Genomic DNA, 12,493 nt, shown 5'->3' with positions numbered 1-12,493 from the left:
CCGCGGCGTCGGCATGGATCAGCAACGGCTCAACATCGCACATATCAGATCGGCGCTGCGCCCGCCGGACGGCGGGGATTTCGCGGGAACCTCCGATTTCGACTTCAACCCGGAATGGCGGCCGGAGGGACCGCTCCGGCTCCGCGCCGCCTCGGTGCTGGTGCCGCTGATCGCGCGCGGGGCGGGGCTCAACGTCGTGCTGACGCGCCGCGCCGCGCGGCTCCGGCATCATCCGGGGCAGATCGCCTTTCCGGGCGGCAAGCAGGATCCGGGCGATCCGACGCCGCTGCACGCGGCGCTGCGCGAGGCGCGCGAGGAGATCGGGCTCGATCCCGCCTCGGTCAGCATCCTCGGCTCCTTCGACCGGCACGAGACGGTGACGCGGTTCTCGGTGACGCCCTTCGTCGGCTTGGTGACGCCGGGATTCGAGCCCCGGATCGACCCTTCGGAGGTCGAGGAGGTCTTCGAGGTTCCGCTCGCCTTCCTCGTCGATCCGGCGCACCGGCGGCGGCACAGCCGCGCCTGGGGAGGGGGGCGGCGGATCTATCTCGCGATCCCCTACGGCCCCTATTACATCTGGGGCGCCACGGCGCGGATGCTCGCGACGCTCGGCGACCTGATCGGCGCGCCGTGACCCTCGCGACCCGCGTCTCGGCGGACTGGCTGGTCGGGGGCGGGGCGCCCGAGGCGATGGCGCTGCTGACCCGCGCCGGGCATCGCGCCTATTTCGTCGGCGGCTGCGTGCGCAACGCGCTGATCGGCGCGGCGGCGACGGATATCGACATCGCGACCGACGCCCGGCCGGAGCGCGTGCTGGACCTCGCGGGATCCGCCGGGATCCGGACGGTGCCGAGCGGGATCGAGCACGGCACCGTGACCCTCGTGCTCAGGGGCGCCCCCTTCGAGGTGACCACCTTCCGCCGCGACGTCGAGACCTTCGGCCGGCACGCGGTCGTCGCCTTCTCCGACTCGCTCGCCGAGGACGCGGCGCGGCGCGACTTCACGATGAACGCGCTCTACGCGGACGGATCGGGCGCGGTGCTCGATCCGCTGGGCGAGGGGCTCGCCGATCTCGCGGCGCGCCGGCTCCGCTTCGTCGGCGATCCGCAGGAGCGCATCGCCGAGGATTACCTCCGCGTCCTGCGCTTCTTCCGCTTCCATGCCTGGTACGCCGATCCCGAGGGCGGGCTCGACCCGGAGGGGCTCGCCGCCTGCGCGGCGGGGCAGGAGGGGCTCGACGCGCTCTCGCGCGAGCGCGTGGGCGCGGAGACGCGCAAGCTGCTCGCCGCGCCCGATCCGGCGACGGCGCTCGGCGCGATGGCCGGGACCGGGATCCTCGCCCGGATCCTGCCCGGCGCCGATCCCCGGGCCATCGGGCCGCTCCTGCTCGCGGAGCGAAAGCTCGGGGTCGGCCCGGACTGGCCGCGCCGGCTCGCCGCGCTCGGCGGGGCGCCCGACTGGGCGGACCGGCTGCGGCTCTCCAAGGCCGAGGCGCGGCGGATCGCGGCGATCGGCGCCGCGCTCGGCCGCGCCAATCCGGCGGAGGCGGCCTATCGCCACGGGGCGGAGGCGGCGCGGGACGCGGCGCTGATCCGCGTCGCCACCCTCGCGGCCGTGCCCGACCCGGGTCTCGCCGGCGAGATCGCGCGCGGCGCCGCCGCGAAAATGCCGGTCTCCGCCGCCGACCTGCCGCTGCGCGGCCCCGCGCTCGGCGCGGCGCTGCGCGCGCTGGAGGGGGCCTGGATCGACTCGGGCTTCACCCTCACCCGCGCCGACCTCCTGCGCCACCCCGCCGCCCAGGGCGCCTGAGCGCGGCGAATATGCATATGCATATTCACCCGGAGCGCCGCCGATCCCGTCGCCGGCGGCGCGATATGCGTTTACATATCGGGCGCTGTCACGGCCACTTGGCGACCGGCGGCAGCGACATCAGCACCGCCTCGGGATTGTGCCCGGTCCGCAGTCCGAACTGGGTACCCCGGTCATAGACTAGGTTGAACTCGGCGTAGCGCCCGCGCTTCACGAGCTGGACCTCGCGCTGCGCCTCGGTCCAGGGCTCGCGCATGTGCCGCTCGGTGATCGCGGGGAAGGCGGCGAGGAAGGCGCGGCCGACGTCCTGGGTGAAGGCGAAATCCGCCTCCCAGTCGCCGGTCGAGAGATCGTCGTAGAAGATCCCGCCGACACCGCGCGGCTCGTTCCAGTGGCGGATCATGAAATACTCGTCCGCCCATTCCTTGAACCGGGGATAGTAGGAGGGATCATGCGCGTCGCAGGCCTCGCGGAGCTTCGCGTGGAAGAAGGCCGTGTCCTCGGCCACGTCGAACATCGGGTTGAGATCGGCGCCGCCGCCGAACCAGCTTCCCGCCGGGGTCCAGAACATCCGCGTGTTCATGTGCACCGCCGGCGTCAGCGGCGAGCGCATGTGCGCGACGAGGCTGATCCCGCTCGCCCAGAAGCGCGGATCCTCGTCGAGGCCCGGGATCTCCTTGCGCGCGGTCAGGTGCCGCCGCGCCATCGGCTCGAGCGTGCCGTGCACGGTCGAGATGTTGACGCCCACCTTCTCGAAGACCCGGCCCTCGCGCATCACCGACATGACGCCGCCGCCGGCGTCCTCGCCCGCCACGGCGGACTGGCGCCGGGTCTCCTTGCGCTCGAACCGGCCCGGGGGCAGGTCGGCGAAGGGGCCGGTGTCCTGCGCGTCCTCCAGCGCCTCGAAGGCGGCGCGGATCCGGTCGCGCAACTCCGTGAACCAGGCGCTGGCGCGGGCCTTGCGCTCCGCGCTCGCCTCCTCGGAGACCGTCTCGACTTCGACCCGACCGACCATTTGATCCTCATCCCGGCATTTCCGGATCCCGGTTACCGACATCTTTCCGCTCCTGTCCAGCCGCGATGGACCCGCGGCGCCGCCGAGCGGTCTGCGCCCGCCGCGCCCGGCGCGCCTTGCGCTGAATCAAGCCTTCGCGAAGCGCCGGGCCGATCGAGGCGTGACATCCGGCCGCGTCCGCGGTAAAAGGCCGCCGACCTTCGGGAGGGATATGTGGAATGGCAATTTCCGGGATTTCCGCGCGCTTCTGAGCCGCCGTCCCGCGAATCGGGCCGCGTGGCTCGCCCCGCTTCCACAGCTCCGCCTCCCTCTTCCAAGGTCTCCCGCCATGTTCCGCTTTCTCGAGTCGCTCGTCGACCCAGCCGCGCCCCATGACCGCGACGCGCCGCCGCCCGACCGGCTCCGGCCCTTCGTCGCGGCGTATCTGCGCCCGGCGCGGACGGCGATTCTCCTCACGCTCGCCACGGTCATCCTGGTCGGCGCGGGCGAAGTGCTGCTGATCTGGTACGCCGGGCGGCTCGTCGACCTGCTCGCCTCGGGCGCGCCGGCGGAGGTCTGGGCGCGGCACGGCGGCGAATTCGCCCTCGCCGCGGCGCTGCTCCTCGTCGCGAAGCCGCTCGTCCAGACGCTGGGCGCGGCGCTGATCAACCAGTCGCTGATGCCCAATGTCGAGGCGCTGGCGCGGTCGCGGGCGCATGCCCATGTGCTGCGCCAGTCGGTCGGCTGGTTCCAGAACGACTTCGCCGGCCGGATCGCCAACCGGCTGATGCAGACCGCGCCCGCCGTCACCGAGGTGATGTTCCAGGTGCTCGACGCGCTCGCCTACGCGGTCGTCTATCTCGGCGGGGCGATCTGGCTGCTCGCGGGGACCGATCCGCGGCTCGCGCTGCCGCTCGTGGTCTGGACGGGGCTCTATCTCGCGCTGATCGGGCGCATGATCCCCCGGCTCGAGGCGGCGTCGCGCGATTTCTCCGACGCGCGCTCGACGCTCAACGGGCGCATGGTGGACGCCTATGCGAACATCCAGACCGTGAAGCTCTTCGCCCATGGCCGGGCCGAGGAGGCCTACGCGGAGGAGGCGATCGCGGCGAGCCGGGCCGCCCATTTCCGGCAGGCGCGCGAGATGACGCTGCTCGACATGGGCCTGTCGCTGCTGAACGGACTCCTGATCGTCGCGGTCGTGGGCTACGCCGCCTGGCTCTGGGGCCTCGGCGCGGCCAGCGTCGGGACGGTCGCCGCGGCCACCGCGCTGACGCTGCGGCTCACTTCGATGACCTACTGGATCATGTTCGTCCTCTCCGGCCTCTTCCGCGAGATCGGCGTGATCCGCGAGGGGATGCGCACCATCGCGCAGCCGATCGACCTGCCCGACGCGCCCGGCGCGGCCGAGCTTCGCGTGAGCGGCGGCGGCATCGTCTTCTCCGCCGTCTCGCATCATTACGGCCGCGGCGCGGGCGGGCTCGACCGGCTGACGCTGACGATCGCGCCGGGCGAGAAGGTCGGGCTCGTCGGCCGCTCCGGCGCGGGCAAGTCGACGCTCGTGAACCTCGCGCTGCGCTTCTTCGATCCCGAGGGCGGGACGGTGGCGATCGACGGCCAGGATCTGCGCTCGGTCACGCAGGACAGCCTCAGGCGGCGGATCGGGATGGTGACGCAGGATCCCTCGCTGCTGCACCGCTCGGTCCGGGAGAACATCCTCTACGGCCGGCCGGAGGCGGGCGAGGCCGAGATGATCGCGGCCGCGCGCCGGGCCGAGGCGCATGACTTCGTGACCGCGCTCCGCGACGCCGAGGGCGGCGCGGGCTACGACGCGGTGGTGGGCGAGCGCGGCGTGAAGCTCTCGGGCGGCCAGCGCCAGCGCATCGCGCTCGCGCGCGTCATCCTGAAGGACGCGCCGATCCTGATCTTGGACGAGGCGACCAGCGCGCTAGATTCGGAGGTCGAGGCGGCGATCCAGGACACGCTCTACGGCGTGATGGAGGGAAAGACGGTGATCGCGATCGCGCACCGGCTCTCGACCATCGCGCGGATGGACCGGATCGTCGTGCTCGATCAGGGCCGGATCGCCGAGGAAGGCACCCACGCGGAGCTTCTCGCGCGCCGAGGCCTCTATGCGATGTTCTGGAACCGCCAGTCGGGCGGCTTCATCAATCTGGAGGCGGCCGAGTGAAGCGGTTCTTTTCCGAACTGATCGATCATACCCGGACGGCGGAGGGGCCGCCTCCCGACCGGCTCTGGATCTTCCTGCGCTGGGCGCTTCGGGGCGCGCTGCCGGCCGTGCTGATCGGCCTCGCGATCTCGGTCTCGGTCGGGGTCACCGAGGTGCTGAGCGCGCAGATCATCGGCTGGCTCATCGACCTCGCGCAGTCGAGCGGGCCGGCCGACCTGATCGCCCGGCACTGGCACCAGCTCCTGCTCGCGATGGGCTTCTTCCTGCTGCTGCGGCCCGCGCTCATGGGAGCGGGCGCGGCGGTGAACGCGCTCACGCTCAACCCGAACCTCTATCCGCTGGTGCTGTCGCGGCTGAACCGGCACACGCTCGGCCAGTCGCTCTCCTTCTTCGACGACGATTTCGCCGGGCGCATCGCGCAGAAGCAGCAGCAGACCGCGCGCGCGATCACCGAGGCGGTGAGCGAGACGGTCAACACGCTCGGCCTCGCGGTCACCGCCATCGTCGGCGCGATCGCGGTGATGGCCGGGGTGAACCTCTGGCTCGGCGTCGTGATGCTGGTCTGGCTCGGCGGCTATGTCGTGCTGATCCGGACCTACATGCCGCGGATCCGGGGCGGCTCGACCGCGCGGGCGGCGGCGCGGGCCATCGTGACGGGCCAGGTGGTCGACACGATCACCAACATCGCCACCGTGAAGCTCTTCTCCCATGGCGAGGGCGAGGACCGCGCGACGAGCGAGGCGCTCGGCGGCTATCGTCAGGCGGCGATCCGCTTCGGCACGGCGAGCGCGTCCTTCCGCTTCTGGCTGATGACGCTCTCGGGCGGGCTGCCGGTGCTGCTCGTCGGCGGCTCGCTCCTGCTCTGGACGCGCGGCGCGGCGAGCGCGGGCGAGATCGCGACGGCGGGGATGATCGCGACGCGGCTCGCGCAGATGTCGGGCTGGGTCAGCATGACGGCGATGGGGATCGTCGCGAATTTCGGCGAGATCGAGGACGGGATGCGCACGCTCTCGCCCCCGCACCGGATCACCGACGCCTCCCATGCGACGCCGGCCGCCGCCCCGGCGCGGGGGCAGGTGGATTTCGAGGAGGTGCGTTTCGGCTACGGCCGGACCCGCGCGGCGCTCGACGGGTTCACGCTCCGCGTCCGGCCGGGCGAGCGGGTGGCGCTGGTGGGCCGCTCCGGCGCGGGCAAGACCACGGCGGTCTCGCTGCTCCTCAGGCTCTACGACGTCGAGGGCGGGCGGATCCTGCTCGACGGCGCCGACATCCGCGACCTGACGCAGGACAGCTTGCGCGCCCAGATCGGCGTGGTGCGGCAGGAGACGGCGATGTTCAACCGCTCCGCGCTCGAGAACATCCGCTACGGCCGGCCCGACGCCACGATCGAGGAGGTCGAGGAGGCGGCGCGGCGGGCGGAGGCGCATGACTTCATCCTGGGCCTGCGCGACTTCAAGGGGCGCGAGGGCTACGCCGCCCATCTCGGCGAGCGCGGCGTGAAGCTCTCGGGCGGCCAGCGCCAGCGGATCGCGCTCGCCCGCGTGATCCTGAAGAACGCGCCGGTCCTGGTGCTCGACGAGGCGACCTCGGCGCTCGATTCGGAGGTGGAGGCGGCGATCCAGGACACGCTCGACACGGTGATGGAGGGCAAGACGGTGATCGCGATCGCGCACCGGCTCTCGACCATCGCGCGGATGGACCGGATCGTCGTGCTCGACGGCGGCCGGATCGTCGAGGAGGGGGGCCATACCCAACTCCTGCGCCGGGGCGGGCTCTACGCGGGCTTCTGGAACCGCCAGTCGGGCGGTTTCATCGACCTCGCCGCCGAATGACGGGGGGCGGGGGGGACGGCGGACCGAGGTCCGCCCTACGGAGCGCGCTGCGGGGCGGGGGGGATGGCGGACCGAGGTCCGCCCTACGGAGCGGCCCGCGTAGGGCGGACCTTGGTCCGCCGTCCCTCCGCGCCTCGCCCGGATACTTCCGATGAGCGCGCGGCTCGACCAGGCGCTGGTCGCGCGCGGCCTCGCGGAGAGCCGGGCGCGGGCCCAGGCGCTGATCGCCGCCGGCGTGGTGACGGTCGACGGCGCGGTGGAGCGCAAGCCCGCGCGCAAGGTCGGGCCCGAGGCGGCGCTGGCGCTGACCGGCGATCCGCTGCCCTATGTCTCCCGCGCGGCGCTGAAGCTCGTCCACGCGCTCGATGCCTTCGGGCTCGATCCGGCGGGTGCGGTGGCGCTCGATCTCGGCGCCTCGACCGGCGGGTTCAGCCAGGTGCTGCTCGAACGCGGCGCGGCGGAGGTCTGGGCGGTCGATGTCGGGCATGGCCAGCTCGCCCCGGCGCTGCGGGCCGAGCCGAGGCTCCGGGCGATCGAGGGGCTGAACGCCCGCGACCTCGGGCCGGAGCACGCGCCGCCGCCCGATTTCGTCGTCTCCGACCTCTCCTTCATCTCGCTCGCCAAGGCGCTGCCCCCGGCGCTGGCGCTGGCGCGGCCGGGCGCGGTGCTGGTGGCGCTGGTGAAGCCGCAGTTCGAGGTCGGCCCCGCCTTCGTCGGCAAGGGCGGGATCGTGCGCGACGCGGAGGCGGTCGCGCGCGCCCGGGCGGCGGTGCGCGATTTCCTGACCGGAACGGGCTGGCGCGTCATCGGCGAGGAGGTAAGCCCGATCCTCGGCGGCGACGGCAATACGGAGTACCTGATCGCGGCGCGAAAGGGCTAGAGGCCGAGCCGGTCCAGCGCGGCGTCGAGGGGGGCCGGATCCGCGAAGGCGAGCCGTACCGGCAGCGCCAGCACCCCGGCGCGGAGCGCGGGCGGCAGGCGCGCGGCGTCCTTCTCGGTGGTGACGAGCTGCGCGCCGAGCGCCTTCGCCTCGGCCCTGAGGCGCGCGAGCAGGCGCGGATCGTAGTGCGCGTGATCGTCGAAGGCGCGGGTCGCGACCAGTTCGGCCCCCCGCGCCCTCAGCGTGGCGAAGAACTTCTCCGGCCGGCCGATCCCCGCGAAGGCCAGCGCGCGCAGCCCGGTCCAGTCCATTCCGGTCGCGAGCGGGCGAAGCTCCGCGCCGAGCAGCGGAACGCGGGCCGGCCAGTCGCGGGCGAAACGCGCGCGGGCCGCTTCCGGACCGACGGCGAGCAGGAGATCGGCGCGGGCGAGGCCGGCCGCGACCGGCTCGCGGAGCGGTCCGGCCGGCAGCACGCGGCCGTTGCCGAAACCGTATTCGGCGTCGACCACGACGATGGCGAGATCCTGCGCGAGCCCGGCGTTCTGGAAACCGTCGTCCATCACCAGCGCGTCCGCGCCCGCGGCGACGGCGGCGGCGGCCGAGGCGGCGCGGTCGGCGCCGATCCAGACCGGGGCGAAGGGGGCGATGAGCAGCGGCTCGTCGCCGACCTCGGCCGCGGTATGCCGCCGCTCGTCCACCAGGAGCGGGCCTTCGAGGCTTCCGCCATGTCCGCGCGAGATCACATGCGGTTTCCGGCCCCGCGCGGTCAGCCGTTCGACGAGCGCCATGACGGTCGGCGTCTTGCCGCTGCCGCCGACGGTGATGTTGCCGACGCAGATCACCGGCGCGCCGACGCGCGCGCGCGCGCCTCGGGCGAGGCGCCGCGCGGTCGCCGCCGCCCAGAGCCAGGCGAGCGGCGCGAGCAGCCGCGCCTGCCAGCCCGGCCGCGCGGGCGGATTGCCCCAGAAGCGCGGGGCGCGCATCAGCGCGGCCGGTCGAGCAGGGCGGTGATCGTCTCGAGAACCGTGTCGGTGACCTCGGCCCCCTCGGAACAGGCGGCCCAGGCATTCGCCGCCATCGCCGCCGCGCGGTCGGGGGCGAGCGCGGTCGCGAGTTCGCGGCCGAGTTCCTCGGCGTCGGTCACCTCGATCGCGGCGTTGGCGGCCTTCAGCCGCGCATAGGCGTCGGCGAAGTTGCGCACATGCGGCCCGTAGAGGATCGCGCTGCCGAGGAGCGCGGGTTCGAACGGATTATGCCCGCCCACCTCGACCAGGCTGCCGCCGATGAAGCTGACCGAGGCGATCCGGTACCAGAGCCCCATCTCGCCGAGCGTGTCGGCGAGATAGACATCCGTCTCCGCCCCGATCTTCTCGCCCTTCGAACGCTGGGCGACCGTGAGTCCGCGCGCGCGCAGGAGCGCGGCCACCTCGTCGCCCCGGACGGGATGGCGCGGCGCGAGGATCAGCGCCAGCATCGGCAGGCCGCGGCGCGCGGTCAGATGCGCGGCGATCGCGGCCTCCTCCTCGCCCGGATGGGTCGAGGCGGCGAGCCAGACCGGCCGGCCGGCGAAGGCGCGGGCGATCGCCACCCGCTCGGCCTCGTCATGGGGCAGGGGCGCCGCGCCTTCCTTCAGGCTGCCGGTGACGCTCAGATGCTCCGGATCGGCGCCGAGCGCGATCAGCTGCTGGCCGGCGAGATCGTCCTGCGCGAGGATCCGGTCGAAGCGGCCGAGCAGCGCGCGGGAGAGGCCGCGGACGAGGCGCCAGCGCCGGTAGCTCCGGTGCGAGATCCGCGCGTTGATGAGCAGCATCGCCGCGCCGCGGGCGGAGGTCGCGTAGAGCGTCGCGGGCCAGAGTTCGCTTTCGGTCCAGACCGCGACATCCGGGCGCCAGTGGTCGAGGAAACGCTCGACCCAGGGCAGCACGTCGGCGGCGGCGAACTGGTGGACGCAGCCCGGCGGCAGGCGTTCCTCGAGGAAGCGCTCCGAGGTCACCGTCACGGTGGTGACGAGCGTGGTGACCTCGGGACGGGCGAGTTGCAGCCGGCGCAGCAGTTCGAGGAGCGAGGCGGCCTCGCCGACCGAGGCCGCGTGGAACCAGACGAGCCGCCCGTCGGGCCGGGGCGTCCCGGCGATCCCCATGCGCTCGGGCATGCGCTCGCCATGCTCCTTGCCCTCCGCCTTGCGCCGGGCGAGCAGGCGCAGGGTCACCCGGCCGAGGCGTCGCGACACGAAGAGGTAGAGGCCAAGCAGGGCCGAGCGGGGCGCGACGGAGGCCATGATCCCTCAGAGCTGTCAGCCGCCGGGGGCGGGTTTCGGCTCGTCGTGTAGCCGATGCAGATGCGCGATGAAATAGCGGACCTGCGCGTTGTCGACCGTACCCTGCGCCTTCGCCTTCCAGGCGGCGTAGGCGGTCGCGTAGTTCGGGAAAATTCCCACGATATCAATCGCGTCCACGTCGCGGAATTCGGTTCCGCGCGTATCGGTCAGTTCGCCGCCGAACACGAGATGCAACAGTTGGGCCATGGAGCGTCCTTGCTCTTGGAAGGGGTTGGCCAAGCTTAGACAACGCGGCCGCGAAATCAATGCCGCGCCCGCGAGAAGCCCTCTCAGTCGGCCGCGAGCCGCCGCAGGAGGGGCGCGCGGAGCGCCGGGGCGGCGGCGAGAAAGCCGGGCAGGCGCGGATCGGGCGCGTTGTAGCGCGGCGCCGCGCCGGTCGCGGTGGCGACGGCGGCGCCGGCCTCCCGCGCGATCAGGTCGCCCGCCGCGACGTCCCATTCCCAAGTCGGGCGCAGCGTCAGCATCGCGTCGAAACGGCCCTCGGCGACGAGGCAGACGCGGTTGGCGAGCGAGGGGCGGAAGTGCCGGTCGAATTCCGGCGCGCGCCCGACCCAGCGCCCCGGATCCATCGTCGCGCTGGTCGCGAGCAGCCGCGCGCCGTCGAGCGCCTCGCGCCCGCTCGCCGCGATCGGCTGGCCGTTCAGCGTCGCGCCATGGCCGAGGCGGGCGGCGTAGGTGCGCCCGAGCATCGGCAGGTGGACCACGGCGGCGACGATCTCGCCCCGCTCGGCGACGGCGATCGAATGCGCCCAGCCCTTCTGCCCGGCGATGAAGGCCCGCGTGCCGTCGATCGGGTCGAGCACGAAGACGCGCCGGGCCTCGAGCCGCGCCGGATCGTCCGGGCTCTCCTCCGACAGCCAGCCGTAACCGGGTCGCGCGCCGAGCAGCCGCTCGTGGAGCATCGCGTCGATCTCGAGATCGGCCTCGGTCACCGGTCCGAAGCCACCCGGCTTCTCCCAGGTCCGGGGGGCGGCGTTGAAATGGCGGCGCGCGATCTCGCCCGCCGCCTCGGCCGCCTCGGTGATGAGCGCGAGATCAGTCGCCGGCAATGACGATCCCTTCGAGGAGCAGGCTCGGCACCACGCGCGACAGGTGCGTCCGCGCGTCGTTCGCCGCGACGATGGAGCCCAGCATCTCGCGCAGGTTGCCGGCGATGGTGCATTCGTTCACCGGATGGACGATCTCGCCCTTCTCGACCCAGAAGCCGCCGGCGCCGCGCGAATAGTCGCCGGTGGTCGGGTTGATCGAGGCGCCGATGAGCGAGGTGACGATGAGCCCGGTGCCCATGGCGGCGATCAGCTCGTCGCGGCTGGCCGTCCCCTGCGTGAGCGCGAGGTTCGAGAGACCGGGCGAGGGCGGGGCGGAGGTGCCGCGGCTCGCGTTGCCGGTGGTCGCGAGGCCGAGCTGGCGCGCGGTCGCGAGGTCGAGCGTCCAGGAGCGCAGCGCGCCCCCCGCGACGATGGCGCGGCGGCGCGCGAGGATGCCCTCGGCGTCGAAGGGACGCGATCCGGCGACGCGCGGGCGGTGGGGATCCTCGATGAGGTCGAAGGCCTCGGGCAGCACGGGCGTGTCCATCGCGTCGCGCAGCCAGCTCGAGCCGCGCGCGACGCTGGCGCCGTTCGCGGCCTGGACGAGATGGCCGATCAGCGTCTGGGCCACGCGCTCGTCGAAGACCACCGGGAAGGCGCCGGTCGGCGGCTTGCGCGCGCCCCCGCGCGCCACGGCCCGCTCGCCGGCGCGCCGCCCGATGGTCTCGGGATCCTCCATGTCGGTGAAATGGGTGCGCGAGTCATAGGCGTAGTCGCGCTCCATCGCGAGACCCTCGCCCTGGATCGCCACCGCCTCGATCCCGTGGTGGGTGCGGCCGTAGCCGCCGGAGAAGCCGTTGCTGGCGGCGAGATGGAAGCGGCTCGCACCCCAGCTCGCCCCGGCGCTGTCCATCCGGCTCACCCCGGGCACGGCGCGGGCCGCCGCCTCCGCGGTCAGCGCGGCGGCGCGCAGGTCCTCGGGGCCGGGCAGATGCACGTGGTCGATCAGGTCGAGCCCCTCGGCATCCCATTCCAGCGCGATCTCCTCGGGCTCGGCGAGGCCGCACCAGGGATCCTCGGGCGCCTCCCGCGCCATGGCGACGGCGCGCTCGGCCATCGCGGCGATCGTGTCCGGGCGGATGTCGCTCGACGAGACGCAGGCCTGGCGCTGGCCGATCAGCACGCGAAGCCCGATGTCGACGACCTCGGACCGTTCCGCCTGTTCCAGCGCGCCGTCGCGCACGCCGACGGAGAGGCTCTCGCCCTGGACGGCGATCGCGTCCGCGGCGTCGGCGCCCGCGGTCCGGGCGGCGTCGAGCAGCGCCTCGGTCAGCAGCGTCAGGTCTGGGCCCGCGTCGCGGGCGGTATCGGGGGCCATGTCAGGAAATCCTCGGCGGGGTGGGAAGGGCGCGCCCGGCGCC

At 73.4% G+C, this 12,493-nt stretch carries 11 protein-coding genes; 5 read left to right on the top strand and 6 right to left on the bottom strand.

Annotation, left to right across the window (positions count from 1 at the left end; all coding sequences use genetic code 11):
* The first annotated feature begins 13 nt into the window (after window positions 1-13).
* Entirely contained in the window at window positions 14-634 is a 621-nt protein-coding gene (locus FJM51_RS06625) for an NUDIX hydrolase (protein WP_140453339.1), read from the top strand.
* Between the two features lie 56 nt (window positions 635-690).
* Window positions 691-1,809, top strand: coding sequence for a CCA tRNA nucleotidyltransferase (locus FJM51_RS06620; RefSeq protein WP_140453511.1), 1,119 nt, complete (start codon window positions 691-693; stop codon window positions 1,807-1,809).
* Window positions 1,810-1,897: 88 nt separating this feature from the next.
* On the opposite strand, the gene hemF is transcribed toward FJM51_RS06620, so the two are convergent.
* A complete protein-coding gene (gene hemF / locus FJM51_RS06615; protein WP_140453338.1) occupies window positions 1,898-2,824 on the bottom strand; it encodes an oxygen-dependent coproporphyrinogen oxidase in 927 nt (308 codons plus the stop codon).
* A 328-nt stretch (window positions 2,825-3,152) separates the two neighbouring features.
* Between hemF and FJM51_RS06610 the strand changes: the two genes are divergently transcribed.
* The 3 genes from FJM51_RS06610 to FJM51_RS06600 all read left to right on the top strand — a co-directional run bounded on the left by FJM51_RS06610 (window position 3,153) and on the right by FJM51_RS06600 (window position 7,706).
* Window positions 3,153-4,994 carry an ABC transporter ATP-binding protein gene (locus FJM51_RS06610; RefSeq protein WP_140453337.1) on the top strand — a complete coding sequence of 614 codons (1,842 nt, stop codon included), beginning with the start codon at window positions 3,153-3,155 and terminating at the stop codon, window positions 4,992-4,994.
* Window positions 4,991-6,826: an ABC transporter ATP-binding protein gene (locus tag FJM51_RS06605; protein ID WP_140453336.1), complete on the top strand. Its 1,836-nt coding sequence runs from the start codon at window positions 4,991-4,993 to the stop codon at window positions 6,824-6,826. Before FJM51_RS06610 ends, FJM51_RS06605 begins: the two co-directional genes overlap by 4 nt.
* Before the next feature lie 151 nt (window positions 6,827-6,977).
* Entirely contained in the window at window positions 6,978-7,706 is a 729-nt protein-coding gene (locus tag FJM51_RS06600) for a TlyA family RNA methyltransferase (protein WP_140453335.1), read from the top strand.
* Here FJM51_RS06600 and lpxK read toward each other — a convergent pair.
* From lpxK to FJM51_RS06575, 5 genes are all read right to left on the bottom strand, one after another.
* On the bottom strand, window positions 7,703-8,689 hold the full coding sequence (gene lpxK / locus FJM51_RS06595; RefSeq protein WP_140453334.1) for a tetraacyldisaccharide 4'-kinase: 987 nt from the start codon (window positions 8,687-8,689) through the stop codon (window positions 7,703-7,705). The genes FJM51_RS06600 and lpxK overlap by 4 nt on opposite strands.
* A complete protein-coding gene (locus FJM51_RS06590) occupies window positions 8,689-9,984 on the bottom strand; it encodes a 3-deoxy-D-manno-octulosonic acid transferase (protein ID WP_140453333.1) in 1,296 nt (431 codons plus the stop codon). Before FJM51_RS06590 ends, lpxK begins: the two co-directional genes overlap by 1 nt.
* Window positions 9,985-9,999: 15 nt before the next feature.
* Entirely contained in the window at window positions 10,000-10,230 is a 231-nt protein-coding gene (locus FJM51_RS06585; protein ID WP_140453332.1) for a DUF4170 domain-containing protein, read from the bottom strand.
* A gap of 83 nt (window positions 10,231-10,313) precedes the next feature.
* Window positions 10,314-11,093 carry a 3'(2'),5'-bisphosphate nucleotidase CysQ gene (locus tag FJM51_RS06580; RefSeq protein WP_140453331.1) on the bottom strand — a complete coding sequence of 260 codons (780 nt, stop codon included), beginning with the start codon at window positions 11,091-11,093 and terminating at the stop codon, window positions 10,314-10,316.
* Entirely contained in the window at window positions 11,080-12,450 is a 1,371-nt protein-coding gene (locus FJM51_RS06575; RefSeq protein ID WP_140453330.1) for a TldD/PmbA family protein, read from the bottom strand. The genes FJM51_RS06580 and FJM51_RS06575 overlap by 14 nt, the downstream gene beginning before the upstream one ends.
* Window positions 12,451-12,493 lie beyond the last annotated feature (43 nt).

This window comes from Amaricoccus solimangrovi (assembly GCF_006385685.1).
GTDB classification, from domain to species: Bacteria; Pseudomonadota; Alphaproteobacteria; order Rhodobacterales; family Rhodobacteraceae; genus Amaricoccus; species Amaricoccus solimangrovi.
This window is presented reverse-complemented; position numbering and strand designations above follow the sequence as displayed.